The following is a 26,440-nucleotide window of genomic DNA, read 5'->3' on the forward strand; positions in this document are numbered from 1 at the left end:
ACCAATTGGGCTTTTAGGGGATAGTTGCCCCACCTCTGTACTGCCTTGAAGTGGGAATTTTGCTGCTCTTAATGCGGGTAAAATTTATCGTTCTTCCAACAAAGGTATCAACGTATTTCTTTAGCGCCATCCCCAATGGCAACAGTGTAGAAGTCTGCCTTAATTCCTGTTGCTTCTTCATAACTCGCCCCAACATTTTTAATGAATGTATCAAGATGAGTTTTCTTAACAAGATTGATCGTACACCCGCCAAATCCTGCCCCGGTCATTCTTGCGCCTAAAGCATCTTCGTTCCAAGCGGCCTCCACGAGCGTGTCCAATTCATTTCCAGTCACTTCATAATCATCACGTAATGAGAGATGGGAAGCACTCATTAATTTTCCAAAGGCCGCAAGATCACCTTCTTTTAATTTATCAACAGCTACTAAGGTCCGAGCATTTTCTGAAACAGCATGTTTTGCCCGTTTGCGATCTGTTTCATTGTCAATCAAATATTTGTTAGCTTCAAATTCATCTACGGTTAAATCCCCTAGAGATTGGATATCCAACTCTTTTTGCAGTTGCTTTAGAGCGCGCTCACATTCCGCACGACGCTCATTATATTTCGAGTCAGCTAAACCGCGGCTTTTATTAGTATTAGCAATGACTAAAGCATAATCCTCCAATTGGATAGGAGTATAATGATATTCAAGTGTCTGACAATCCAAAAGCATCGCATGGTCTTTCTTTCCCATTCCACTTGCAAACTGGTCCATAATTCCGCAATTCACACCGACGAATTCATTTTCCGCCTTTTGTGAGTATTTCACCATATCGAGCATGTCAACTTGAAAACCGAATAATTCATTTATCATAACAGATGTCACAAGTTCAAGAGATGCAGAAGATGAAAGACCAGCACCGTTCGGAATATTACCAAAATATAATACATCTAATCCACTTGTAAGTTTATGACCCGCTTTCTGGAAGACATCAATCACACCTTTTGGATAATTAACCCAATTATCACTTTCCTTATAAACAAGTTCATCCAAGTTCACTTCTACAATGCCTTTTTCAACAAAGTTCATTGAGTAAAATCTTATAAGGTGATCCTCTCTTGTTTTAACTAAAGCGGTTGTCCCAACATCTAAAGCACAAGGAAAAACATGGCCTCCATTATAATCTGTATGTTCTCCAATTAAATTAACTCGTCCTGGCGCAAAGAAAACGCGCACATTTTTGCTATCACCATATATCTTTTCAAATTCCTGCTTTAACATCTCTAGATTTTCCAAAATGGTCACCTCTTTATTTTTTCGTGTTTGCTTTCCTGAAAACTTTATTAATTAATTTAACTTACTTTATATGTTATTATAAAAATAATATTTTTGCAACGACTAATTACTTCATGAAGCTAAAGAATTGAGCTAGATTACAATCAATCAACACGCTTAATTTTTATCGATTGATTTCTAGTATCTCCTAACATAGAAGAAAGGATTTGTCGCAATGAAAAAAGGTAGCTTTAAATGGATGAAATCGTTAAATCGAACGATTATTTTAAATAAAATTCGTACAGATGGTCCTATTTCTCGGGCCACCATTGCGAAACAAACAAAATTAACTCCTCCAACAGTGAGTAGTCTTGTGAATGAATTAATTGCTTCAGGTCTAGTCATTGAAAGTGAGCAAGGCGAATCTGTCGGTGGCAGAAAGCCAACACTATTAGTAATTGATCAGGCTCACTATCATATTATTGGCCTGGATGTTGGGACAATAATGATTCGAGCTGTGCTTGTAGATTTATCAGGGGCTATCATTGAAAAGGTAGAAGCTCCTATCCCTTTATCTATTTCCAAAGATTCTTTACTTAAACTGATTGAAAATACGATCAACGAATTGGCTCATCAACATCAAGAAAAAGAGTTAATTGGCATCGGAATTGGTATGCATGGAGTGGTGGATGTTGCATCGGGTATTAGTGTCTATGCACCTGGACTAAATTTGCATGAGATCCCTCTGAAAGATGAACTTGAAAGAAGATTTGACCTACATGTCAAAGTAGATAATGATGTACGTGCAATGGCTTTTGGAGAATATTGGTTCTCAAATGGAAAAAATCATGACAATATGGCCGTACTTAATATAGGCCGTGGAGTCGGGGCTGGGATTATTCTAAATGGTAAGCTTTTTCATGGGGAACATGATCTTGCCGGGGAAATTGGCCATATGACGATTGATATTCATGGAAAACAATGCTCTTGTGGGAATCATGGATGTTGGGAAACTCTTATTTCTGGTCCAGCGATTGGCGTTGAGGCTGAACAACAGATTATTCAGGGCCGGGATTCGATTATAAGATCATTAGTAACAAACAATGACGAAAAATTAGATGGAAAGTTAGTGTATGAAGCAGCTCTGATGAAGGATCCATTAGCTCTGGAGATTCTGGAAAAGACGGGGGTCTATATTGGAATTGGCTTAACTAATCTAATTCATATTTTAAATCCAACTAAAATTATTATCGGTGGTGGAGTTGCCCAAGCTGAACCATTTATTTTGCCCATGATTAAAGAAACAATCGCAAATAAAGCATTAACCGAGCAAGCTAAAGATACGGAAATCTTTTGTTCCAAACAAGGAATTTTCGCCACAGCGAATGGAGCAGCTGCCTTAGTATTAGGAGAAATATTTGAGGGAGAGTTTTCATTGGAAAACGAATAGAAACAATGATAGAGAGTAAAAGAAACGAAGGTAGACTTCAATCATGAAAGGAAGTAGCTTCGCTCACACCGCCTTATGTACAAGGGACAAAGCTTCAACCTTTTTCTGTTAAGGTTGTGAGCTTCCACTTATGATTGTGTGTCGGTGGAAAAGGGCGGGGCTTCGCTGAACGTTTTCTATGCATAAGAATAATTCTATCCCTTTTTTATATACAGGATATTATTATCCGAATTAGGTCAGTAGTTTCCAAAACTTTCAGTCATGTTTTATAATCAGTACCATACATCTAATATGATGAATGTTTTTTGGAGGGAAGCCTTATGAAAATACAAGTTCGATCAGAAGATACGCTCGAATATTATGGACAATTATTTGCAGTTCCGCTTGTGCTTATCATTGATGCTAATTTAGATAGTAATCCGGAACAACTCCAAGTAGGTCAAACAATATATATTCCCGGCTATAAAACGAGCACATATTCTATTCGTCACGGGGAGACAATAGCGGATCTCACAAATTTTTACCAACTTGAAAAAGATGCTTTACTCCTTTTAAATCAAACAACCGACTTCGATAACCTTTCAACAGGTGAAGACATTCTTATTCCTTCACGAATCACCCATAATATCGTTAATCCAAAAGCACATTATGATTATTCACAACTTCAATTAGACCTTAAAGCTCTAGTGGACTATTATCCATTTATTCAAAAACGTCAAGTTGGGGATAGTGTCTTAAAAAAATCCTTAGATGAACTACAGATTGGAATGGGAGAAAGAAAAGTACAGATTAACGCCTCTTTCCATGCGAATGAATGGATCACAACTTGTATATTCATGCAGTTTTTAAATGATTATTTACGGGCACTCGTTGATAGAGATAAGATCAGCGGTGTTCAAGCCCTTACCCTTTACGAACAATCACAGCTTTTCGCTATTCCGATGGTAAATCCAGATGGTGTAGATCTTGTGTTAAACGGTCCACCTATTGATTTGCATCAACATTTAATTAGCTTAAATAAAGGCAACATGGACTTTTCTGGATGGAAAGCGAATATTCGTGGAGTGGATTTGAATAAACAATTCCCTGCTAATTGGGAATTTGAAAAGAAACGAAAACCTTCGAAACCTGGTCCACGTGATTTTCTAGGCTATACTCCGATTAGTGAACCGGAAACAAAAGCGATGGCTCAGCTAGCTTTACAAGATGACTATGATCGTCTTCTCTCTTTACACACACAAGGAAAAGAAATTTACTGGGGATATGAAGGATTGGAGCCTCCTGAATCAGCTATACTTGCTCAAGATTTTGCTGTAGCAAGTGGTTATGAAGCTGTCCAATATGTTGATAGTTTTGTTGGTTACAAAGATTGGTTTATCCAAGAATTTCGCAAACCGGGTTTTACGATCGAATTAGGCATTGGCCAAAACCCGCTCCCGATATCACAATTTGATGAAATTTATGCAGACATGCAGCCACTGCTAGTAAGGGCATTAAGATAGGTACGGAGTGTTATAAGAGTGGCACTCCACTCCAATCCACCCTTTAAATAAAAGGTGAAGGTTTTCCTTATCGAAGAAAACAAAAAATCGCCCAATCTAGTAAATGTAGTTCCCATACAACATTTACAGAGAGGGTGATTTTTTATAAGCAATCAAATGATTACTAGTAAGCGACAAATCCTTTTGTGATAAGCCTATTACACATGTGAAACAATCAGTTTAGCCCGTCCATCTAACTCAATAGCCTCTATTTCAGCAGGTAAAATAAAGTGGTCACCTTTTTGAATCGGATAAAATTTACCAGCAACCATCATATCTGCTTCACCATCAATGACACTAACAAGTACAAATGGCTTCTCTTGAGCAAAAGTAGCTTTTCCATCAAGTTCCCATTTATAAACTGTGAAATACTCCGCTTCTACGAAAGTTGTAATTTCAGCTCCAGGAACTTTACTAATCGCTTCTTGAACATCAGCATTTTTATGTGGGATCGTTGCAACAGCAATCGATTGATCAATATGTAGTTCACGTGTCTTTCCATCTTGCCCAACACGGCCATAATCATATAAACGATACGTCGTATCTGAGCTTTGCTGTGTTTCAAGTACAAGTGTCCCTTCTCCTAAAGCATGAATTGTGCCACTTGGAACGTAGAAGAAATCCCCAGGTTTAATTTTCACGCGACGAAGCAATTGATCCCATTCATCTTTCTCAATCATACGCGCAAAGTCTTCTTTTGTTTTTGCTGTATGTCCATAAATGAGCTCTGCTCCCTCTTTACAATCAATAATATACCAGCATTCCGTTTTTCCAAGTTCACCATTTTCGTGCTCATTGGCATATTCATCATCTGGATGAACCTGTACAGATAAATCTGTATTCGCATCTAAAATTTTTGTTAAGAGTGGAAAAGCCTTTGTTGGATGGTTTCCAAATAGTTCAGGTTGTTCTTCCCAAAGTTCAATCAATGTCTTCCCGGCGAACGGACCATTTTTAACAATAGAAGGGCCATTTGGATGGGCCGAAATAGCCCAGCACTCTCCTGTATGGTTAGAAGGGATATCATAACCAAATTGTGTTTTGAGAGCCGTACCTCCCCAAATTCTTTCCTGAAAAACAGGCTGTAAAAATAACGGTTCCATCATGCTGTCATCCTTTCTTTCGTCTCACTACATATTTTTGCAAAAATTGAAGAGCCAATAAGGCGAGTAATGCACCAAGCGAATCCAAGCCAACATCCCAAAATGATCCTGTTCTATTAGGAATGAATGCTTGGTGAAGTTCATCTGTTGCCGCATAAATCGTTGTAATGATCCATGCCCGTAAGAATCTATTTTTCTCAAAACTATTGTAGAATAAAATGGCGAGAAAGCCAAATGCTGTCAAGTGAACTATTTTCCGAAATAGAAAATTTACATTCGCTGCTACTTCCTCTGATAAAGGAAGAAACTGTAAAATTAGCAATTTTGTATGCCCACCTGTTGATACTGGTAAAGCTGTTGTTACGAAGATTGCAATACAAACTAGAAGAGCGGCTCCAAGCCAAATATATTTCCTTTTCATATACTAATTCCTTTGACTACTGTTTTTTCCTTCAAATGAAAGAAAATTAATCCAATACTACCCATTAAAGCGAATACAGCCATTATGTAGTATAATGCTGAACCACCAAATGTGTCAAAAACAATCCCGCCAGCCAATGAACCAATAATTCCTGTCATCCCAAAGACAACGAGCATAAAAGCCATATGACCAGTAGCTTGCATCTCCTCAGGCACTAACTTATATAAGTATTCAATCGCCCCCATAAATAAGATTGCATAGCATACTCCATGTAATACTTGGATCGCTAATAAAAACAGAGGGTCTGAAATATATCCAACAATCAGCCAGCGAATGAAATAAAGAAAACCTGCAAGTATCACATAATGAATCGGTTTCTGTGGGCGAAACCAGATCGCACTTGTGTAAAACATGATGGCCTCACTCAAAACGCCAATAAACCATAGCCACCCTACTAATGTCTCGTCTCCCCCTATATCTATTAAATATAAACTAATATAATTATCGTTTATTCGATGTGTAAGGGCTAGAAAAGAAGTGACCGCAAAGAAAAATAATAAAGTTGGACTGCGGAAAAATTTCCCCATTGCTCTCAGATTGATTTTCTTTGTCCCTGTTGGCGCATCTGTAAGCCTAGTTGCCAGGATAAAAGCGAGGATTGCAAATAGTAACACAGGATAAAGTAAATATTGAATCCCAAGCTTTGCAAAGAAAAAACCACTTACTAATGTAATAAAAGCGAATCCCCAAGCAGCCCATGATCGAAGTGTACCAAAAGACAATTGGTGTTCGGTCGCTATCCGCTTCGTCAAATTTTCAGATAGTGGAAAAACCGATGTATAAAAAAGATAGAAAAAGGATGCAGCCACAAAAATCCAAGTCAAAGTAGATACTTGAAATATCCAGATAATGCCTATTATGCTTCCAACTAATACGAACATAATTAGCTTTTTAACGGTTTGGAATTTATCACTTAATATTCCCCATAATGGTTGTCCTAAAAGACCAACTGCCCCTCCCAAAGCCAAAACGCTACCAATTTCTGAAGTAGTCAACCCCATGTATTTAAAATAGATAGGATAATAACTGACAACAAAAGTATTAATTGAGCCCATCATAAATAAATATAACTTCAAAGTCCATTGAAATTGGTTCATCCCCATAATTCTTCTTCCTTTAAAAATGAAATAGATTGCATACAAAACATTGTTGAGATGAATTTTACAACCTAAGCAGGGAAATGTATGAAGCAGTGTCCGTTGAAGTTAAGGCTGTGCAAGCGTAGCAACTTGGTTTCATGACCGGATGTATTTCCCATTTTTACTCATTATGTGATGAATAGAAATCCTTTAGCGTAGCTCCGCCCCTTTTCCACAGAAAAAAGCAGGGACCACCTATATACCTCTTTTCTCTCAATCCAACTAAATCATTCCCAGATTGAGACATTAGGATAGCCCCTCCCTTATTCACTAATGACAATTAATATCAATCTTCTTCTCTCAATCCCACTACTTAAAATAAGTCTTCACAAGCTTTCAACCAAGATTTAGCCATTAACATATCTCCAGCTGAGTTCATATGAACGCCGTCAGTCGTTAATTTATGACGATTTCCTGCAAGAAGATAATTTTGAAAGTCTTGATGGGTTGGTACAAGGATGGCATTGTAATGTTTGGCTAGCCTTCGCACAATTTCAACATAGTCTACTAGTTTTTGATTTCCTTCAGATTCTATATCTTCTTCAATAATTGTCGGCTCCATTAAAATAAGTTGTGCTTTCGTCTTTTCACATAATTCCCGATAAATTTTTTCATATTGTTCGGGATATACTTGTTCCATTTGCGGCTGGTCTAACTGACGCCAAACATCATTAATTCCAATCGAAATGGATACATAATCGGGTTGTTCATTTATAACATCCTCTTCCCATCTTGCTTGCAAATCGGTAATGCGATCTCCACCAATTCCTTTGTTTAATATTTCTATTTTCTTGTCAGGATTCATTACTAATAGCTCATCATGAATAAGACGTACATAACCAAAACCGAGCTTTTCAGGATCTTCCCTTCTTCCTGAATCTGTAATACTATCTCCAATTAAGACGATACGAAATTGTTTATCCATTCCCATTCCTCCAATTTCTTCCTACACTAAGGCGATTTTTTAAACATAATACTGTTTCTAGTAACCGATTATTTTATATACTTATAAATAGTTTGTAGGGTTTGCACTTCTATATCCTGTTCACCATATCTAACTTGTTCATAAGTATCTCTTAATAAATCTAAGTTTTGCTCATTGCTTAGTTTCCTAAGCACTTCACGCGGTGTCATAGAATGATGAATGTCCATTCCTTTTGCCTGTTGTTCTACAAGCTTTCGATAAATAAACCTTGCTTTTTCTTGATTTGAAAGAGATTCATAACGCACTTCTCGATTAAATAAATGGCCCATTAACTGCTTTACTTTTGCCTGTTGTTCCCCTCGCCATGCTTGCCAATCAAAAATATTTTCCTTCTCATCTATGTATTGCTCCATTTCCCTCCCCATTGATGAGCGGCCAAAGATTTCCTTGACCTTGGCAATGAATTTACGAAATAGCTTAAGTAGATGTTGCCGTACTTTTTTGACCAACAATAATAAAGCTAAAATGAGAATGACTACTACAACAACATAGGCGATATATGTCATTACCATATCTAGGAACTCAGCGAAAGCAGACTTTTCTCCAGTTGGAAGCTCAGGCATCATCGGTGAGGATGATGCACCCTCTTCCATCATTGGCTCCAGTTCTTTATCGGATGATTCTCTAAATATAAAACCCATTAGCGCCCTAAAACTATCCCAGAGCCATTCCCGAATTTTCCCAAAGTTAGAGATGGCGATGATAACTAGGAATGTTCCAATCAAAAATAAACGATTTTGCCTTTGGATCGTGCGATTAATAACAGGGCTTTGCTCTTGAGATAATGTCGATGCTTTTAATGTTTCATCATTCGAAATGAATAGTATGATGCCAATTAAGATAATACCGCAAAGCGAAAATACAGATAAATACGGCTGAAAGAGTGAATGATAGCGAAACAGAAAATAACTAGCAAAATAAATAAGTAAACCGCTATACCACATAAAAAGAAGCGGAAGCGCAGATGAATTACCTAGATAAGTCAATCCTCTAAAAACAAACACCATTTGGATAATCGCTAGCAGTATTTGGATATACCATATATCTGAAAAAAGCCATGTAGGAAAAAGTTCTAGGCAAATAGCTAGCAATATATAAAACCACCATTTTTTCTGTGGCCATAAAAAACGCAATATTGTTCCGATAAAAAATAGGCCCCATAAACTAAAAAGCCAGCCCCACAGTCTTTCAGTTCCCACGAGGAGTACACCTGCCATCAAGACAAGTGGAAAGGTAAGTAATAACTCAATTATTCCATGGTAAAAGGAGGACCTTAATTGCTTCATCACATTTATCCCCTCTCCCTTATTAATTTGCTTGTCTTAATGGTTGAACTAATTCTAATTCAAGTATTTCCACGGAATTCCCCCGTGCTTCTAGTTGCTTAATATATTCACTCATCTTCTCAGTCACGATTGCAGTAATGATTAAAATATCTGTCCCCTCGACCTCTCGCTCCACTTCATCCTTTAGAAAAAAGTCAAAATAGGTACTTGAACCAATCTTTAATTTCGCCATTGTTTCTAGTAGATATTGTAAGTGTTGCGCACCAGTGGCTGGGTCAATACGTATTGGCTGTTTATCCATTTCATCAAAATAACTATTACATCCAAAACCTGTATCAATCCCATTATCAAGTGCATATTGAGCAATTGTAGCCGCGTAGGATATGGCCGTTTCCATTAAAGTTTCATCAACGATCGGTCTCCAGATATCTTCTGTTTGATTAAAATTTACGTAAATCATTAAATGGTGATCTGCCGAGAAATCCTTTTGACTGACCTGCAATGCCTGCGCCCTTGCAGTTGCCTTCCAATTAATTGTATTCAATGGATCCCCTGCACTATACTCTCGAACTCCTGCCGTTAAAAATGGATCCTCCATAATCCATCGACGCACCACTACATCTCCTAACCAACTATGGGTAGGCAAAGGGATTTCATCCATTGAAACTAAACGAGGATACACAATAATTTCCGCTTTAGAAGGAACACTCTTAAATACTTGACCAAATCCAAAAATATCTCCAGTCGTTAAAGAAACCGTTTGGAAACGGTAATAGCCTCTCTTCTGACATGTTAATGTTTGTCTTCTTCTTACTTTTTGATAAGGCATAAGACTAAAAAGTGTGCGATGAAAGTCTCCGCCAGCATGCACATCATTATCTAACTGTGAGCGTTTCTGAAATTCAAGATTGGCAGCAATTTTCGACTCTAGCCGCAACCATGGTACAGGTAATAATTTTTTATTCGAGATTTCATCGACCATCTCGATGCTTTCCCCCGTAAAAACTGCCTCCTTACTAAACGAACGCCTGTAGTAAATTTTTGTAAGGCCCCAACGATCAAATACAAAAACTTGTCCGATTATAACGATTATGGTCATCACGATAAACCAGGCAATATTCATTTGGAGACAAGGCCTTTTCCTAGATTTTCCTCTGTTGGTACAGCGATTTCTCGTAAAATATCATCCAAAATTTGATAGGCTTGATTTTCTCCAACTCGCTTCATCTGGGTTAATATAAGGCGATGTCCTAAGACAGGCTTAACTACTGACTTTACATCATCAGGGATCACATATTCTCTACCCTTAATAGCTGCATATGCTTGTACCGCCTTCAGTAAAGCTTGACTCCCACGGGGACTCACCCCTAAGGCAATATGCTCATGTGATCTAGTTTTTTCAATAATATCCACGATATAATGATAAAGGTCTTCACTTACATGGACTTGATGATAGCGGCGCTGCGCTTCTAAAATCATATTTCGGTCTGCGACAGCCTCAATCTCTTCAACTGGATTTCTCTCTTTAAATCGCTTTAAAATAGCGAGCCCCTCTTCTTTAGTTGGATACCCCAAATGAATCTTTAAAAGAAATCGATCCAATTGGGCTTCTGGCAGTGGGAAAGTCCCTTGGCTTTCTAGCGGATTTTGCGTAGCGATCACCATAAAAGGTCGATCCAAAAGATGAGTTTCCCCATCAATGGTGGTTTGCCTTTCTTCCATACACTCTAGTAAACTAGATTGTGTTCTTGGTGTGGCACGATTGATTTCATCTGCCAAAACAATATTTGTAAAAATAGGACCGGGGCGAAATTCAAACTCTCCAAGTTTCTGATTATAGAAGTGGATCCCTGTTACATCAGAGGGTAATAAATCGGGAGTAAACTGGATTCTTTTAAATGAACAAGACAAGGACTTAGCCAATGTTTTAGCCATTAATGTCTTCCCAGTTCCTGGTACATCTTCTAACAAAACATGGCCTGATGAAATAAGAGCAACCAAAAGCAATTCAATTGTCTCATCTTTCCCAACAATGACCTTTTGGACGTTCTCCTTCAATTGATTAGCTAGCTCTTTAATAGTGAGTAATTCCATTCGTTCTCCTCCTCATCAGAAGCGCATTTATATAGTGAACGATCGCAGATTTCTAGAATTTAAAAATGATGCTAACCCACCCAATCAACAGATTCGTTATAAAATTATGTATTTTCTAAACGTTCCAACTCTCTTCTGTAAGCGGAAACATTTATTGTCGAAAGGGAAACCACTCATTAGCGGTTTCAACAATATAATACTATTTATTCATCAAGTTGACCAAAGTAATATTTCGTCACAGATGAAAATGGTTTATTTTTCTCTAAAACCCAGGACGGGAACTCAGGTTGATTTATAGCATCTGGAAGTCCTTGTGTTTCTAGACAAATTCCCAAATGCTTCCGGGCTGGAACACCTAAAATCTCTCCTTTTTCCTCCAATTGATTAGCTGTATAAACGACAACCCCTACCTCATCTGTTTCTACTGTAAGCGTGCGTCCACTTTCAGGGTCTGCAAGAATGATCTCATCACAATGATTATTTTTCAGCAGAAATGGATGATCATACCCCCCACCAACAAGTTGATTTTGTGGATGAGCAGATACTAGTCCATTTTTTATAGGTTGTCCTTCACGAAAGTCAAAAGCTGTCCCCTCAACGTCAATGAATGTACCGGTTGGTAGTAACTCTTCATCTAATTCCAAAAATTGGTCGCTTTTCATCGTAAGCGAGTGATCGAGAATATCTCTCTTTAAGTCTCCACTTAAATTAAAATATGAGTGGTTTGTAACATTGAGAACCGTTTTCGCATCTGCTTTACCAGAATAATGGATCATAAACTCATTATCATTAGTAAGAGTATATGTGACTCTCATTGCAAGGTTTCCTGGATATCCTTCTTCTCCATCACGGCTAAAATAAGCAAAATGCACTTTAGCTTGATTAATATCTTCTTCATAGGAAGAATTCCAAAGGACCTTTCCGAAACCCTTTTCACCACCATGAAGGTGATTGCTATTTTCATTTTTAGCAAGATTGTACGTCTTCTCATCTAAAGAAAAAGTACCCTCTTTTATCCTTCCTGCAACACGTCCTACTACACAACCAAAGTTAGCAGTATCTTGGACATATCCTTCAAGCTGATTATATCCGAGAACAATATTCTCTAAGCGCCCTTCACGATCCGGCGTTACCATTTTGGTAATGATACAACCATAATCAATGCAAGTGACTTCCACGCCATGCATATTTTTCATGGTGTAGGAATATACGGGTGTGTCTCCTAAATAACCGTATATACTTTTTGTTACCTCCATATCCATCCGCCTTTCCTGAGTTATACATATTAAATGATAGACCTACTTGAGCAAACAGTCAATTTGAAATGCAAAAACAGCGTAACTTTTTGATATTATTTGCCAAAAAAAGGAGAATAAAGGGAAAATTTAGTTTTATTTCCATCAAAAGCAAGCAGCTTGAATTGTCATTTCAATTCTTATTAGGGTCTTATATAAAATAGCTCCCTATCATACATAGCTGGTTGGTGGAATCAACTCAGTTCTACATACATAGGGAGCTATTAAATACAATGACATTCTATCCTTTTGACTTAGATTATAAAGCCGAAGCCATCAAAACAGCGATCTTGAACTACTCTAAATACCATTGATCAAAAGTTTCAAAATGGTACTTAATGGAAAAGTCGTGAAACAATTTGTTTAGAAATAATATTAGCTAAGATCATCATTTATACTGATCAGCCAAATCTCCTATAACAGGAATTTTAAAGGTTTGTTTCTGATAAGCTTTTACCATACAAACAATCCACAATGCCAACACAAGACCATTCACCAATAGAACAAGTAACCAACCGATAAATGGAATATAGCCTAACACATATTTAACAATTAACCATGCTACCGTTAAAATAATCGATTGTATGGCATGGAATCGAATAAATTTATTCTCCTTTTCTAAGAAGAAAAAGATAATTCCTGTCACAAATCCACCAATATATGAAATCAAAGCCGCAATATTTTCATCTAAACCTGATGATGTCTTCGCATGACTTTCTGATTGTTGTGTTGACTCGCTTACAGTAAGTTTCGTTTCTGGCGAATTTTGGTTATTTTCTACTTTGCTTTTTTCTTCAACATGATTCTCTTTCTCTTCATCATGAATACTTTCATTTTCGTTCAACTGATTACCATTGATTGACCCCTGATCTTCTGGATTCTCTTCTCCCTCATTTGGGTTTATCGGATCCACCTGACTCATACTAATCCCTCCTTTTACTAAAATATTGAATATTCACCTTATTATCAAAGTGCATTACTCTTATTCTATTAAAGATCAAATTAAATTTCCCGTCACAAAAGACCTATGTCTGGAACTACCTCTATTTTCCTAATTTCCCTTTACCTGAGTTTAATAAATACCATGTATATTCTACGGGTTATACCAGAATTCAACTTTCTAGAAATATCATTTATAATGAGCTAATAGTTTCTCATATTCTTCTTTCGTAATGGCTAATACACTACCATGGCGTTTTTTCGTAATTCCAAAATCGTATTCATCTTTCGGCTTTTCCACAAAATCCTTCTTACCCAATTGAGATGTTTCTAAAATCATATATCCTAAATTTTTAGCAAACTGGTCAACGATTAAATACCATGTACCATCTGCAACTTGATACATTTGTGGACCTTCAACACCAGCTAAATCAGCTAAGATAAGGGATTGAATTTCTTTATATTCCCCAACAAGCTCATCAGAGTATTCCATAATGATACGACTAGAAGTTTCATCTTTCGTTAAACGATAATAGTTCCCATCACTATAAGAAATTGTCGTATCAATTACATCTCGATCTTTCTCAACGAAAATAAATGGTTCATCAAATGAGACAAAATCCTTCGTATATGATGCATAGATTTTATGTTTCCCTTCAACCTTCGATGCCCAGAAAACAAGGAAAGCTTCCTTTTTCTTATCATATACTGCTTCAGGGGCCCAAACATTCCCTGCTCCAGCAACACCTACAGTTACCGCACGAGGCCCTTGCCAATTTAATAAATCATTTGTTTCCCAAATGATAATGTCACGACTACCCTTTTCCTGAGCATGCTGCCAGCCCGAGCCCTTATGAATTTGTAAATCCGTAGCAATGATGTAGACTTTATTCGTTTTTGGGTCACGAATTAAAAAAGGATCACGAGCCCCTTTTTCACCAATATTAGATATTAGTATCGGGTTTCCAGCGTTCAAATCATAAAAATGATTTCCATCTTTACTAATACTAAAATAAACTTGTTCTCCTAATCTACTCTCCCCAATAAAATGCGCAAACAGAAAATTAGTCATAAGTATTCCCCTTATTCATAAAGATAAATTTTGCTTCAATAAGAAACTACTATTATGGCAACTTGAAATAAAAATAACAGAGCTGGATAAAAATAGACGCCTTATTATCTGGCTTTTTTCTTATGAACTGAGTACCGTCCCGAAGAATATAAACTTAAAAGCTTCGATACACCTATATATCCCAATAAAAGCAATTAACAGAGCGCTACAATAAAATGATATTATGTCCAAATTCAGTCACAATGATGTGCAATCTAAATAAATGACCAACCATAGAAATACGATAACAAGCAAACAAATGTACTTTAAATTGGAACTATTGTACCTGAATATTCGAGTTCCCCTCTCTTTTACAAATAAACAAGCCGACTTTTAGAAGGATCTTTTTTAAAATTTGTGGATAACATGTTTGTTTTTAAATAAGTAGGTAACATATCCTTATGGATGAGGGGCTTACACATTTCAAGGCCTAGTTGTATTTTTTAAAATTGATTCTTATCTTGAGGAACTCGAAGGAAATATTCGTATTTTTCCGCTTTCCAGCTATCTTTTCTTTTTGCACCTAACCATTCCCCCTAAACCGATTAAAATTAGGATTTCCTAACTAAATCATCCTATAATTTATAAAGTCTAGGGGGGTTTTTCAAATTAAATTTATTCTGTAATAATTAACTCATCAGTATCCCGGTTTATCAGTTAAGTAAATCTCATCTCGATAAACCCCTTCTGTTTCAAACAAAACGATTTCGTTCATTCCTTTTTTTAATAATGGTCCCGGAATATAGAGCTTTGTCTGTGGCCCGATTTCCCAAAAGCGACCAATGTTAAAACCATTTACAAATGCTACGCCTTTTCCCCAACCTTGAAAATCTAAAAAGGTATCACCGATCTCTTCAATCTCAAATTGAAATTGGTGAAAGGCGGCGCTTCCTTCTTTAAAATCTTTATTAAAATCAACCATTTCGATATTGTCTAAAGGGAGTGAATAATGTTGCCATTCACTCTGATATGCTCCATTTATGACAACGCCATTTTTGATCCCTTTTCGTTGTTCTTCCATTTTAATCGAGTAATTTACTCTTCCCATATTTTCAACAAGTATATCTAATATATTTTCTTCAGCCGTTAATTCAAAGGACTCCTTCACAGGTAGCTCCAGATCGTATTTTGTAAATGTAAGTTCTTGGTTAATATAGATATGGGCACGATCATTTGCATGGATGAGTCGAAAATCCTCAATTTCTCTCTTCTTTCCGATATTCGTTCTATATAGTACATAACCATAATTTTGATCTAGCTTTTCCATTGGCATTGTATAATCAGAGTAAATCGACTCTGCCATGGAATCCAGCGTCGCAAATAAAGATACCCGGTTCTTATAAAGAATCTTTCCATAATCCTTCTTTATAATTTCAGTAGAAAAATTAACTTTTGGGAGCTTGCTTGTTTGCGAAATAACTTGTTTAAAAGCCTCATATTTAGGTGTTGTATCTCCCCATTCAGTTAGGGGGGCATCATAATCATATGAAGTTGTGTCAGGTAATAACTTTTCGTAATAATTCGCGCCACTCATGAAACCGAAATTAGTGCCACCATGGAACATATAAAAATTCACATGACCTAACTCTAGAATATCTTTTAACTCTTGTGCCGCACTCTTTTCATCCCTGGTATGATGTTCAGTATCTCCCCAGGCATCAAACCAACCAATCCAAAACTCCATCACCATTAAGGGGCCTGTCCCGTTATTTAATTCCTTTAGTTTCTTAAAATGGGCTTTTAGATTAGAGCCACAGTTTACTGTAGGAAAAGCGAGTTCTGGTATGGATCCATTTTCTAACATATCATGCCAAGGACCATCTGAGGTCACTAATGGCACAACACAGCCCTTTTCCAACATCATATTAGCAATAGCACGCAAATATTTTTTATCATTTCCATATCCACCATACTCGTTTTCCACTTGCATCATGATAATCGGGCCACCGTGATTCACTTGCAATGGAACTAACTGTTCGAATAAAACTTGAAAATAGTCGTCCACATGACGTAAAAACGGTTCATAATGACAGCGAATACGCATATTCTCATCTTTCAATAACCAGGCAGGTAATCCACCAAATTCCCATTCTGCACAAATATATGGGGAAGGGCGAACAATCACCCATAAATCCAAATCCTGAGCAATGGAGATGAACTCAGCGATATTGTAGATTCCCTGAAAGTTAAACTTTCCCTTTTTAGGTTCATGACCATTCCACGGTACATATGTCTCAACTGTATTACAGCCCATAGCTTTCAACTTTTCGAGCCGATCGCGCCAATATTCAGGAACAACTCTAAAATAATGAAGTGCTCCGGAGATAATTTTGACGGGCTCACCATCTAATAAAAACTCATCTTTAATCGCAAATTCACTCATCTTAGTCAGTCATCCTTTAACATCTAGTAGTCTAAATCATTCATTACTTTTTTCATTTTTCAATTAAAAGCATTTATTATTTAATGGATTGACATGATTCTCTAATAATTAATTTTGTATCAATTAAAAGTTCTTTTTCAGAATCCTTTTTCTCAATAATTTTCTTGATCACTTCAATAATTTCAGAAGTTAGAATTTCATAATTATGGTTGACTGTGGTCAAACTCGGATAGACAATATCCGATGGAAAAATATCGTCAAAGCCAACAAATGAAAATTCATTGATAGGTACATTTTGTTCTCGACACTCTTTAAGGGCCCCATATATCACCATATCATTTATACCGATTATAGCTGTAGGCTTCTTGGAAACTTTAAGTAATTTTTCCATTGCTGCCCGGCCGTCCTCAACCCCGAAGCCCGAATAAATTTGCCATTCTTTGTGGAATTGCAAACCATTCTTTTTCAAAGCATCTTGGTAGGCTAAGACTTTGAGATCGACTGTTGTGACTCCCTTAATCCCCCCGATTAAACTGATTTCTTTATGACCTAGGGTTACAAGATGATCGATAATTGAGCGCACTCCTTCTTCTTCATCTGTTCGGATCGTATAGCAATCGACACCTTGCATCATGCCATTCACCATGATAAGGGGAACTCGTTTCGAAACTTCATTCATTTCTGCTGTTTCCTTTTCTGTTGGCTTCGATTTATTAATTCGTCCCCCCATAAAAACAATACATTCTACTCTTCTTTCCACAAATTCACGTAAATGAGCTGACTCCATTTCACTACTATTCATGGAATTTCTTAATAAAATTGTATAACCCTTTTCAAACGCTTTTCTTTCCACATTAATATAAGTTTGTGAGAAAAAGGGATTGGTAATATCAGGTAAAATAAAGCCGATCATATTTGTTTGTTTTTTTGTTAAGCTTCTCGCAGCTTCATTTGGGGTAAACTCCAGCTCTTCCATTTTTTCAAGCACTCGTCTTCTAGTACTTTCTTTCACTAATGGATTTCCTGTAAGCACCCTTGATACGGTTGTAGGTGAAACATTTGCCACCTTTGCAATATCGTAAATAGTAATATTTTTCTTTTTCATATATGTTTTCTACCTCATCTTCATTGGAAGCGCATTCCATTTTTACCTATAGAATATCACAGTTTATTGTTATAGTTTTCATTAGCTTTCCCTTTTTTCCCAATCGATTTTCCTTCCGGTAAAAGTCGATAAAGATAGCCTGATAAAAACATTATTTAATTCCCGCTGAACCCGCGTTAATATTGGCTTGAAACATATATTTTTGCCCAAAGAAAAATACAATGATCATTGGACCTGTTAATAATAAAGAAGCAACCATTACAATATTCCAATCTGGAATAGCGTTTGTACTAAATGTTGCACTAATAATTTGCACCCCTAAGGCAAGAGGCATTTTCGCTACATCATTAATATAAATGAGTGGCTCCATGAACATTCCCCAATTGGTATTAAAAGTAAAGATACCAATCGCAATCAGTATTGGCGTTAAAAGAGGCATAATGATCCGCCAATAAATTCCAAAATAGCCAAGCCCATCAATTTTGGCTGCTTCATCCAATTCCCTTGGAATACCTGATATAAATTGCCTTAATAAAAATACATTAAAAGCATTGGCAAAGAAATTAGGTACAATAAGTGGTAAAAGTGTATTCACCCAACCAAGTTTTGAAAAAATAATAAATTGTGGGATCATCATTACTTGTCCAGGGATCATCATCGTCCCAAGTAAAATGATAAAAAGAATATTCTTTCCACGCCCATGTAAACGAGAAAAACCATAAGCTACAAAGGAACTGGATAACACTTGACCAATAATAGCAAATACTACGAGAATGACACTATTTTTAAAATAAGTGAGGATTTCTTTATTTTGATAAACTTGTAAAAAGTTTTTCCAGTGAAATTCCCGCGGGAAAATTGTAAAGTCCATCTTCACCGTTGTCGCCGGTGTAGTTAGAGCGATTGAAATCATATATATAAAAGGGATGATTAAGGCAAAACCGATTACACATAACAAAAGATACAATATGGGCTTTTCTACTGAACTCGCTTTATCGAACATTATTTTTTAACCTCGCTTTCGTAATAAACCCACATTGAGGAAGATTTAAAAACAATAACGGTAAAGATTATAATAATAAGAAATAGAACCCATGCAATACTTGAAGCATAGCCCATTTTGTAAAATTCGAATGCATTAGAAAATAGGTACGGTACCATCATATTACTTGCGTTATTAGGACCACCGCCAGTCAAAATATAAATTTGCGAGAAGGCCTGCAAACTCCCAATGATTCCCATAATTAGATTGAAAAAAATAACCGGTGATATGATAGGGATTGTAATATGGATAAACTTTTTAAATTTCGATGCACCATCCATATCCGCAGATTCATATAATTCTTCAGGCACTCCTTGAATTGCCGCTAGTAATAAAACCATGTTAGCTCCAACTCCCCAAATGGCTAGGAAGATAAAACTCATTTTCACCCATGTGGGATCAAGTAGCCAAGCGGGACCATCAATGCCAAAAAAAGCTAAAAAGCGATTGATTACACCGGTATCTGGAGCAAGAATGAATTTAAAAATCATCGAAGATGCAACAATTGGTACTAAGGCTGGTAAATAAAAGATAGTTCTGAAAAAGGACATTCCGCGCATTTTATGTGCTAATAAATAAGCCATTCCTAGGGATAAAATCATCGTTAATGGGACTGATATGAGTGCAAAATAAAAAGTATTGTAAACTGTTTTCCAGAAGATTTTATCTTGCATAAGGTTTTGATAATTCTCTAACCCAACCCATTTAGCTGGAGTAAATAAATCCCAGTTAGTAAAACTCAGAAAAAAGGAGGCAATAATCGGACCTAATATGAAACAGAGAAAGCCAATAATCCAGGGGGAGATAAAGAGATAAAACCATCTTTCTTCCGTTCTTTTACTACTCATTTTTTTTATCTTGGTTGGTCTATTTTTCTGCATCTCTAACGTTTGGTTTGTCATAGCACACCCTCCTTAGGAGGACTGGAACATAAGTTTTTTCATAATGATGTCCATCGGAACATACTTCGCTCTTTGTGGACGAGTGTCAAGCATTTTTAACTTTTCCCAGGAGTCAAAATATACTTTTCCTTCATTAAATAAGCACATTGCCCTTTGTGAAAAATTGGATATTTTCTTATGTTCCAGCCATCTTTTCACTTATTTTTTTAATAATTTCTCTAAATCCTGTTGCGTTTTATTTAAAGCATCTTCAACTGAACCATTATTTGTCCATACATCAGCAAAATTATCTGTAAATAACTTCTGCATCTCATTCCATTCTGGGATTAATGGCATTTCAATGATCATTTCGGCAGATTTGGCAAATGTATCCGTATTAATTGGATGCTTAGCAAAATCCTTCTCTAGGAAAGTATCACTTTCTAATACTGCCACATTAGCTGGTGCATCCTGGTTATTTTCGACAATTGGAAGTTGTCCCTCTTCACCTGTTAAAAATTCAATAATTTTAAAAGCTTCTTCTTTATGTTTTGATTGGTTAGTAATTGCCAACCCACTACCGAATGGGATCGTGCCCTTTTCCTTATTTTTCCATAATGGGGCAATATCCCAATTTAAATCTTCTACTTCACTTGCCCCGCCGATATTCCAAAATCCTGTATAATCAATCGCAAGCTTCCCTTGTGCAAATAACTGGTCTGCACCGATATCCCCCATATTCGCGTAATCTTTATTGGAAGGAGCTACTTGATATTTATGGATAAGATCTACGGCAAACTGCATCGCTTCAATGTTTTCAGGGGAATTAATGATCGGATTCCCATCCTCATCTAATATTCCACCACCATTTTGGTACATAAAGGACATCCATAATGGCCACCAATCGCCTACTCCAACTCCCCACTGAACGATTTTATCTCCATCTTTTTTCGTCAATTTTTGCGAAGCAGTTAATAGATCATCCCAAGTCCAATCCTCTGTCGGATACTCGACTCCTGCTTCATCAAATAAATCCTTATTGTAGTAAACGATTATCGAGCCCCCCCGATCGGGAAGGGCATATACATTTCCTTCACGCGAGTAATTATTATAAACAGATCCAAATCGGGCATCTAAATCAATCTCTGCGGATTCAATAAACTCATTTAATGGGGCTAATTGGTTTTTACTTGAATAAATATGCACTTCTTCTGCCAACTGCATAATATCTGGAGCTGTATTCCCTGCAATCATGGTTTGTACCTTTTGGGCATACTCCTTTGGAATATAAATTAACTCAACATCGATATCTGGAAATTTCTCTTTCGCTAAATCAAGTCGTTCTTGGTACGTCTCCTTATCCGATTCACCACCCCACATTGTAAATGTCAATTTCGTTTTTCCATCATCAGACTTTGAGTTTGCATCAGATGAACAAGCTGTTAACATAACACCTAGAAATAGCATGATCGTTAGTAGAAAAATATTAGCCTTTTTCAAAATAGGTCACTCCTTTTATAGTTGTCTTTTTATTGGTACCGGTTTCATTTATACTCAAAAAAATTATTTCATTTCTACATTTGGAATTACAATTGTGGTAACAGACTGCTCATCAAGCGTAATTTTAAAGCCATTCTTATAAATGGAAAGCTCTGATCGTTTTAAGTCCTTTTGTAAAGTTGTTTCATATACTTCTGCCAATCTAGTCTCAAACTGAAAAGCATCTAGATCATACTCAAATTCTTGTTGTGAATATTCATTTCTAACTACAATTGTTAGCTGCTTCTTCTTTTGATCATATGCGGCAATTGACCGCCCGTGATTTGTGTGTATAATACTACTTCCTGGTCGGATAAAGCGACTAAAATTCGCCATCGCATAGTATTGCTTAGTCAACTCATAACTTTCTTTTCCTCGAAAATCTGAGTGAATAAAGCCCCAATTATTTTTCGCACCTTCATCTTCAACAGCTTGCCAATAAACCCATGCAGCAGGTCGAAGCATGTGTAAATCAAAGATGATTCGTTCTGCTAATTCCATTACACTTGTCATATCATTATGATTATGTGACTCAGTTCCACCTGTACCATATTCAGACATCCATAATCTTTTATCTTTTTCCACCGCAAATTTGCGAAGTTCTTCTAGTTGACTGCCATTATAGGAATGTGTGTTAATCTGAGCCAAGTTATCAATCGTCCCCTCATCATAACCACGTAACATTTCCACGGTCTCATCAATACTATTTTCATCAGGAGCACTGATTGTTGTATCTTGTAAACCTTTTTTCTGTAAAGATTGAGCTACCTTGTCGATGATCTCCATCTGTTTATCAAGACTAAAATGAGCTCCTTCTTGTATATTTCCTTTTATCCACCAAGCAGAAGCAGGTTCATTCAAGGGATTCAAGGTGCGGAAGGTCACTCCATGTTTCTCCTTATAAAACCTAACAACTTCAGTTAAATAATCAGCAAATCCTGCATAGTATTCATCCTTTAGGTTATTTCCACCATCCTCTGCTCCGGTAACTGAACCACTTTTTGTCATCCAGTAGGGAGGAGAATTAGAAAAAGCTTCTGCAATGGTTACCCCATGTTCGAAACTAGCTAATAAAACTTTTCTTTGGCCTTTATCTGCTTCCCAATCCCATTTCCCTTTCTCAGGTTGGAACCCAGGAACATCACCACCAGGACGTAATGTGTTCGGGACAATTTGCGGATTTTCTCCCCCACCAATATTGTAGCGCACGATATTGAGTCCAAGTCCCTTTCTTTCGTCAAAAATAAGCTCGATTACCTCATTCATTTTCTCTTCATCTTTCCATTGACCGATAATATGTGCCCACCATGCGAGTGATGTTCCCCAACCTTCAAAATTATCATAACGATCATGGGGATCAATCAAAATAGGATCACCTTTAAATACTAATTGCTCATCTCGCCCCTTAGAGTTACTCATTATCATGCCTCCGATTAATAAGATCGTGATCATTACTACGAATAATAAAATTGTCTTTGATTGGGATATCCTTATCAGCCCTCCTTAGAAGTAATTCCTCTTATCACCTCTCATAAAACGGAATTTTCTATTTATTGCAACCGGTGTCAATCAACTTCATAAAAATAAACCGATTCTCAAAGATCTTGATTGAAACCGATTTCAATAAAATAAATATACTTTTAAATTTAAATATTGTCAATAGAAGAATAAATTAAATAATCGTTTTTTGCTGTAAAAACTGAACATTAATGAAATGAGCAATATAATAGTTTACAAGCTAAAGTTTGCACTAACTATTATATTGCTCAGATTTATTTTGTTGTCCCAGCCTTTAAGTTAAATTACTTACAGCCAAGCAGAAATAATAACTTCTGCTTTTCCTTTGAAAATCCGGTATATATCTTCAGAAATTAATTCCTTGTCTTTTTGGTGATTCAATAATTCTAAAAAACTATTCATATGCTTCACGATCTTCTCCCCTTGCTCTTGCTGTTCATAGTGTTGAACCGCGGTAAGATGCACATGTATAGAATGATAGACCGATTCTGGTAATTCTGATTGATACTTTGTCAAAGTTTCTAATAACGATGAGACATTCACATCCTGTTTCTGTTCATTTCCGACAATCATGATCCAACTGATTTGCGGATCTGGAGAATTTGTTTTACGAATGGTCACATCCAAAAGGTTATCCGTGATTTCCACCTCTCCTCCAACCACATCATAGGCATCGGTGAAGACATAATCCTTCGTATGGACTTCTCCGTTGAATAAAATATCTGCTTTTCGACTTCCTTTTGTGGAACTATACCATGGGTCATATAGTCCGAGATAAACGGTATACTTGTCATTATCAAGGTTAAATTTATACGAAAGATCGGTACCAGAATTGGGTGTGAGATATCGTAAGGCGGAGAATAGGTCTCCATCTTCACTTCCTGCCGGACTTGTACGATCACCAATATATCCCCAACTTTGGCCATTTTCTGGATCATATTGTTGATCAATCCTATCCTTATTCACAAGTGTTTCTTGCATATAGGAGGTCCATAACTTGTAATCTTCTGTTTCAGCGCCACCCGCATGAACAAAATATTGCACATTATTAGGGAGGACAAGGATCTTAATCCTTATCACCTTCTCTGCTAGTTCAAGAAGTGTCCCAGCCACCGTCACTATTCCAGGATTTGAAAAATCTTCGGGATTCATTTCCCAGGTAACCGATGTATCCATTTGTTTTCCTTCTGAATTGGTTATATTAATCGTATCCGGTAAATTCGGTATTTCACCTAAACTTACTTTTTCAGGTAGTTCTGTATGAATAGTAACTTTTCCCATTTTATTAAGAGTCGTCAAATCCCATTCATCAAACCATTCTAAGGCCATTTCATCGTCTTGACCAAATTCAAGTGGAAGCCAAACATAAGAGGAGTTTTTTAAGTCCTCTTTCTTCCAGCGATCTCCCATATAAATGAATTTTCCTTTCTCAGGGTCAACAGGGATGACATACGTACTTTGTGAACCATGAGTTGTTGCTGCCCCTTCACCGATAGTTGGATTGCCCATATCCTTCCATTCACCTAATACCGATTCTGCCACATGATATTTAGCGGGATTGGGGTCCCACCCTGTAGCACCAGATGTAATGAGATAGTATTTGCCATCATATTTAAACATGGCAGGTGCTTCACGATGTCCATCATAAATGGCCCGAGTAAAATCTTTTCCATACTCCTCCCCAGCTATTGCGGTATATTCCTCATTTAATTTTGAAATGTATAAAGAGTAATTTTCTTCACTAGCATAGATAATATACGCTGTTCCATCATCATCTACGAAAAGAGTCATATCCCTTGCCATACCTGTATTCTTCACTTTGAACTCATAGCCATCTGGCATTTTATTGAGGCGATTGCTTTCTAAATATTCAAAAGGGCCTGTTGGTGAATCACTAACGGCAACGCCAGCTTTTGCTTTTGCATAATTCGAATCTGATCCTTCATATGGTCCATCCACATGTAACCATAATACATACTTATCTGTTTTTTCGTTATAAATCACTTTAGGACGCTCTAACACTCCTCGAGCGCTATTAATATCACTAAAGATGACATCTTTTTCTTCTGTTGTGCGATTTTTATACAGTTCCACAAAGTACGGATCTGTATCCATATCTTCTCTGTTTTCTATCGCCTTCATCACAACCCCTTCATCTTTCCAATTATATAAATCCTTTGATGAATAGGCATGTACTCCAGTAGCAGGAAGATATCCGTTTGTCTTATCCTCACCATACCAATAATATGTCGCTGTTTTCTCATCATACATGATCCCGCCACCATGAGCTTGGATCGGCTTCCCATCTGTATCCTTCCACATTTGCCCCGGTTTAAAGGATTTGTTTTCTTTATACAACTCTAACCCCTCTATAGCAGTATCTAAATCTTGAATGGCCATATGAATATCCTCCTGAACCTCTCTCGCTTCTACTTCCAAGCCTTCATCTATAATGCTATTAAGTAAATCCTCTGCCTGATCAATTACTTTTTGCAGTTGTTGAACACTATAATCTGTGTACGTATTTTCCCCAGCGATTTTCCCTCTTCCCTCGAGGATTTTCTCTTCCAAATTTGAAAGAGAAAGTAGTACGCTCTCTGTAATAGAAATATAGTTAACTAGTGGATCATTATGATTGGTTAGTTCCGCATTTTCGGGTCCTTGTATCTTCAAAGATAATTCCCCAGCTTCAATTGATAGCTGCCGATAAGCGAATTCCTTTTCCATACCATACTCACCAATGTCATAATCTCCGTTAGATAAGTTTTGCTCATTGGCATGGATATTCACACTTCTCCCACTCCACTTATTTTTAAAGCCAAGTGTAATATCATATGTTCCTTTCGGTAATTCGAATTTATACTCAATCGCTTTATCACGTTTTTGTGGACCATTATAATATCTTAATGTAGAATATTTGCCAGCTTCTTCATCAACGACACTCATTGCTGTCGTTTCAGTCACTAGTCCCCATTTCTTCCCTGTTTTATCATCCATTCCATACTTCTGTTCTGTTTTACTATTATATAAACCTAATTGTTCTCCCTCTTCTATCGTTTCTGGTGTCGGGTCACCAGCTTTAACAAAATAATAAATATTCCCCGCCTCTTGCAAATTTTTATCGGCCGCTTTTGTTTTTAAAGGAGTGTTGATGGTCATCATATTGGAAAACAGCATCAGAATCGTTAATAATAAACAAGTCCTTTTATTCTTACTCAAGATATACACCTCCAAGTAATATTCCTCGAAACTAACTAGGAACCAACTTATTTACGTTACTATTGTTCAAGTA

At 36.8% G+C, this 26,440-nt stretch carries 20 protein-coding genes; 2 read left to right on the top strand and 18 right to left on the bottom strand.

The genetic code is table 11. The features are described from left to right. Nucleotides 1-107 precede the first annotated feature (107 nt). Nucleotides 108-1,262 (bottom strand): galactokinase, encoded by a 1,155-nt coding sequence (locus tag J2Z23_RS01600; protein WP_064468103.1) that lies wholly within the window; start codon nucleotides 1,260-1,262, stop codon nucleotides 108-110. A 229-nt stretch (nucleotides 1,263-1,491) separates the two neighbouring features. On the opposite strand from J2Z23_RS01600, the gene J2Z23_RS01605 reads away from it, so the two are divergent. Continuing rightward, nucleotides 1,492-2,706: an ROK family transcriptional regulator gene (locus J2Z23_RS01605; RefSeq protein WP_209973055.1), complete on the top strand. Its 1,215-nt coding sequence runs from the start codon at nucleotides 1,492-1,494 to the stop codon at nucleotides 2,704-2,706. A 320-nt stretch (nucleotides 2,707-3,026) separates the two neighbouring features. Further along, entirely contained in the window at nucleotides 3,027-4,208 is a 1,182-nt protein-coding gene (locus J2Z23_RS01610; protein WP_209973057.1) for a M14 family metallopeptidase, read from the top strand. Between the two features lie 197 nt (nucleotides 4,209-4,405). Here J2Z23_RS01610 and manA read toward each other — a convergent pair whose 3' ends face one another. The 17 genes from manA to J2Z23_RS01695 form a co-directional block, all read right to left on the bottom strand. Next, nucleotides 4,406-5,353: a mannose-6-phosphate isomerase, class I gene (gene manA, locus J2Z23_RS01615; protein ID WP_057983787.1), complete on the bottom strand. Its 948-nt coding sequence runs from the start codon at nucleotides 5,351-5,353 to the stop codon at nucleotides 4,406-4,408. Nucleotides 5,354-5,357: 4 nt separating this feature from the next. After that, nucleotides 5,358-5,771: a VanZ family protein gene (locus tag J2Z23_RS01620; RefSeq protein ID WP_057983785.1), complete on the bottom strand. Its 414-nt coding sequence runs from the start codon at nucleotides 5,769-5,771 to the stop codon at nucleotides 5,358-5,360. Continuing rightward, nucleotides 5,768-6,934 carry an MFS transporter gene (locus tag J2Z23_RS01625; protein WP_057983783.1) on the bottom strand — a complete coding sequence of 389 codons (1,167 nt, stop codon included), beginning with the start codon at nucleotides 6,932-6,934 and terminating at the stop codon, nucleotides 5,768-5,770. The genes J2Z23_RS01620 and J2Z23_RS01625 overlap by 4 nt, the downstream gene beginning before the upstream one ends. A 349-nt stretch (nucleotides 6,935-7,283) precedes the next feature. Further along, a complete protein-coding gene (locus J2Z23_RS01630) occupies nucleotides 7,284-7,901 on the bottom strand; it encodes an SGNH/GDSL hydrolase family protein (protein ID WP_057983781.1) in 618 nt (205 codons plus the stop codon). 62 nt (nucleotides 7,902-7,963) lie between these two features. Then, nucleotides 7,964-9,241, bottom strand: a complete 1,278-nt coding sequence (locus J2Z23_RS01635) for a DUF4129 domain-containing protein (protein WP_057983779.1) — start codon at nucleotides 9,239-9,241, stop codon at nucleotides 7,964-7,966. A gap of 22 nt (nucleotides 9,242-9,263) precedes the next feature. Further along, nucleotides 9,264-10,364 carry a DUF58 domain-containing protein gene (locus tag J2Z23_RS01640; protein WP_064468086.1) on the bottom strand — a complete coding sequence of 367 codons (1,101 nt, stop codon included), beginning with the start codon at nucleotides 10,362-10,364 and terminating at the stop codon, nucleotides 9,264-9,266. Beyond that, nucleotides 10,361-11,335, bottom strand: a complete 975-nt coding sequence (locus J2Z23_RS01645) for an AAA family ATPase (RefSeq protein WP_057983775.1) — start codon at nucleotides 11,333-11,335, stop codon at nucleotides 10,361-10,363. The genes J2Z23_RS01640 and J2Z23_RS01645 overlap by 4 nt, the downstream gene beginning before the upstream one ends. 203 nt (nucleotides 11,336-11,538) lie before the next feature. Beyond that, nucleotides 11,539-12,591, bottom strand: a complete 1,053-nt coding sequence (locus J2Z23_RS01650) for an aldose epimerase family protein (RefSeq protein WP_057983773.1) — start codon at nucleotides 12,589-12,591, stop codon at nucleotides 11,539-11,541. A 427-nt stretch (nucleotides 12,592-13,018) separates the two neighbouring features. Continuing rightward, nucleotides 13,019-13,552, bottom strand: a complete 534-nt coding sequence (locus J2Z23_RS01655; protein WP_209973058.1) for a DUF4870 domain-containing protein — start codon at nucleotides 13,550-13,552, stop codon at nucleotides 13,019-13,021. Between the two features lie 207 nt (nucleotides 13,553-13,759). Continuing rightward, nucleotides 13,760-14,641, bottom strand: coding sequence for a glycoside hydrolase family 43 protein (locus J2Z23_RS01660; protein ID WP_209973060.1), 882 nt, complete (start codon nucleotides 14,639-14,641; stop codon nucleotides 13,760-13,762). Nucleotides 14,642-15,317: 676 nt separating this feature from the next. Next, nucleotides 15,318-17,063, bottom strand: coding sequence for a glycoside hydrolase family 35 protein (locus tag J2Z23_RS01665; RefSeq protein ID WP_209973062.1), 1,746 nt, complete (start codon nucleotides 17,061-17,063; stop codon nucleotides 15,318-15,320). Between the two features lie 76 nt (nucleotides 17,064-17,139). After that, nucleotides 17,140-18,168, bottom strand: coding sequence for a LacI family DNA-binding transcriptional regulator (locus J2Z23_RS01670; RefSeq protein ID WP_064468082.1), 1,029 nt, complete (start codon nucleotides 18,166-18,168; stop codon nucleotides 17,140-17,142). Between the two features lie 151 nt (nucleotides 18,169-18,319). Continuing rightward, a complete protein-coding gene (locus J2Z23_RS01675; protein WP_238482552.1) occupies nucleotides 18,320-19,135 on the bottom strand; it encodes a carbohydrate ABC transporter permease in 816 nt (271 codons plus the stop codon). Nucleotides 19,136-19,170: 35 nt separating this feature from the next. Next, the gene (locus J2Z23_RS01680; protein ID WP_238456136.1) at nucleotides 19,171-20,112 is read right to left on the bottom strand and encodes a carbohydrate ABC transporter permease; all 942 of its coding nucleotides are present in this window, start codon (nucleotides 20,110-20,112) and stop codon (nucleotides 19,171-19,173) included. A 198-nt stretch (nucleotides 20,113-20,310) separates the two neighbouring features. Next, complete coding sequence (locus J2Z23_RS01685; RefSeq protein ID WP_064468080.1) at nucleotides 20,311-21,591, bottom strand: ABC transporter substrate-binding protein; 1,281 nt, start codon at nucleotides 21,589-21,591, stop codon at nucleotides 20,311-20,313. 63 nt (nucleotides 21,592-21,654) lie between these two features. After that, entirely contained in the window at nucleotides 21,655-23,049 is a 1,395-nt protein-coding gene (locus tag J2Z23_RS01690; protein ID WP_064468079.1) for a glycoside hydrolase family 30 protein, read from the bottom strand. A gap of 387 nt (nucleotides 23,050-23,436) precedes the next feature. Next, complete coding sequence (locus J2Z23_RS01695) at nucleotides 23,437-26,367, bottom strand: family 43 glycosylhydrolase (protein ID WP_064468078.1); 2,931 nt, start codon at nucleotides 26,365-26,367, stop codon at nucleotides 23,437-23,439. Between the last annotated feature and the right edge of the window lie 73 nt (nucleotides 26,368-26,440).

The organism is Lederbergia galactosidilytica (assembly GCF_017873565.1).
GTDB classification, from domain to species: Bacteria; Bacillota; Bacilli; order Bacillales; family Bacillaceae_C; genus Lederbergia; species Lederbergia galactosidilytica.

Bases quoted from the DNA above. Each gene is read 5' to 3' on its own strand.
- J2Z23_RS01600 (WP_064468103.1), bottom strand. From the start codon at position 1,262: ATGTTAAAGCAGGAATTTGAAAAGATATATGGTGATAGCAAAAATGTG.
- J2Z23_RS01605 (WP_209973055.1), top strand. From the start codon at position 1,492: ATGAAAAAAGGTAGCTTTAAATGGATGAAATCGTTAAATCGAACGATT.
- J2Z23_RS01610 (WP_209973057.1), top strand. From the start codon at position 3,027: ATGAAAATACAAGTTCGATCAGAAGATACGCTCGAATATTATGGACAA.
- manA (WP_057983787.1), bottom strand. From the start codon at position 5,353: ATGATGGAACCGTTATTTTTACAGCCTGTTTTTCAGGAAAGAATTTGG.
- J2Z23_RS01620 (WP_057983785.1), bottom strand. From the start codon at position 5,771: ATGAAAAGGAAATATATTTGGCTTGGAGCCGCTCTTCTAGTTTGTATT.
- J2Z23_RS01625 (WP_057983783.1), bottom strand. From the start codon at position 6,934: ATGGGGATGAACCAATTTCAATGGACTTTGAAGTTATATTTATTTATG.
- J2Z23_RS01630 (WP_057983781.1), bottom strand. From the start codon at position 7,901: ATGGGAATGGATAAACAATTTCGTATCGTCTTAATTGGAGATAGTATT.
- J2Z23_RS01635 (WP_057983779.1), bottom strand. From the start codon at position 9,241: ATGAAGCAATTAAGGTCCTCCTTTTACCATGGAATAATTGAGTTATTA.
- J2Z23_RS01640 (WP_064468086.1), bottom strand. From the start codon at position 10,364: ATGAATATTGCCTGGTTTATCGTGATGACCATAATCGTTATAATCGGA.
- J2Z23_RS01645 (WP_057983775.1), bottom strand. From the start codon at position 11,335: ATGGAATTACTCACTATTAAAGAGCTAGCTAATCAATTGAAGGAGAAC.
- J2Z23_RS01650 (WP_057983773.1), bottom strand. From the start codon at position 12,591: ATGGAGGTAACAAAAAGTATATACGGTTATTTAGGAGACACACCCGTA.
- J2Z23_RS01655 (WP_209973058.1), bottom strand. From the start codon at position 13,552: ATGAGTCAGGTGGATCCGATAAACCCAAATGAGGGAGAAGAGAATCCA.
- J2Z23_RS01660 (WP_209973060.1), bottom strand. From the start codon at position 14,641: ATGACTAATTTTCTGTTTGCGCATTTTATTGGGGAGAGTAGATTAGGA.
- J2Z23_RS01665 (WP_209973062.1), bottom strand. From the start codon at position 17,063: ATGAGTGAATTTGCGATTAAAGATGAGTTTTTATTAGATGGTGAGCCC.
- J2Z23_RS01670 (WP_064468082.1), bottom strand. From the start codon at position 18,168: ATGAAAAAGAAAAATATTACTATTTACGATATTGCAAAGGTGGCAAAT.
- J2Z23_RS01680 (WP_238456136.1), bottom strand. From the start codon at position 20,112: ATGACAAACCAAACGTTAGAGATGCAGAAAAATAGACCAACCAAGATA.
- J2Z23_RS01690 (WP_064468079.1), bottom strand. From the start codon at position 23,049: ATGAGTAACTCTAAGGGGCGAGATGAGCAATTAGTATTTAAAGGTGAT.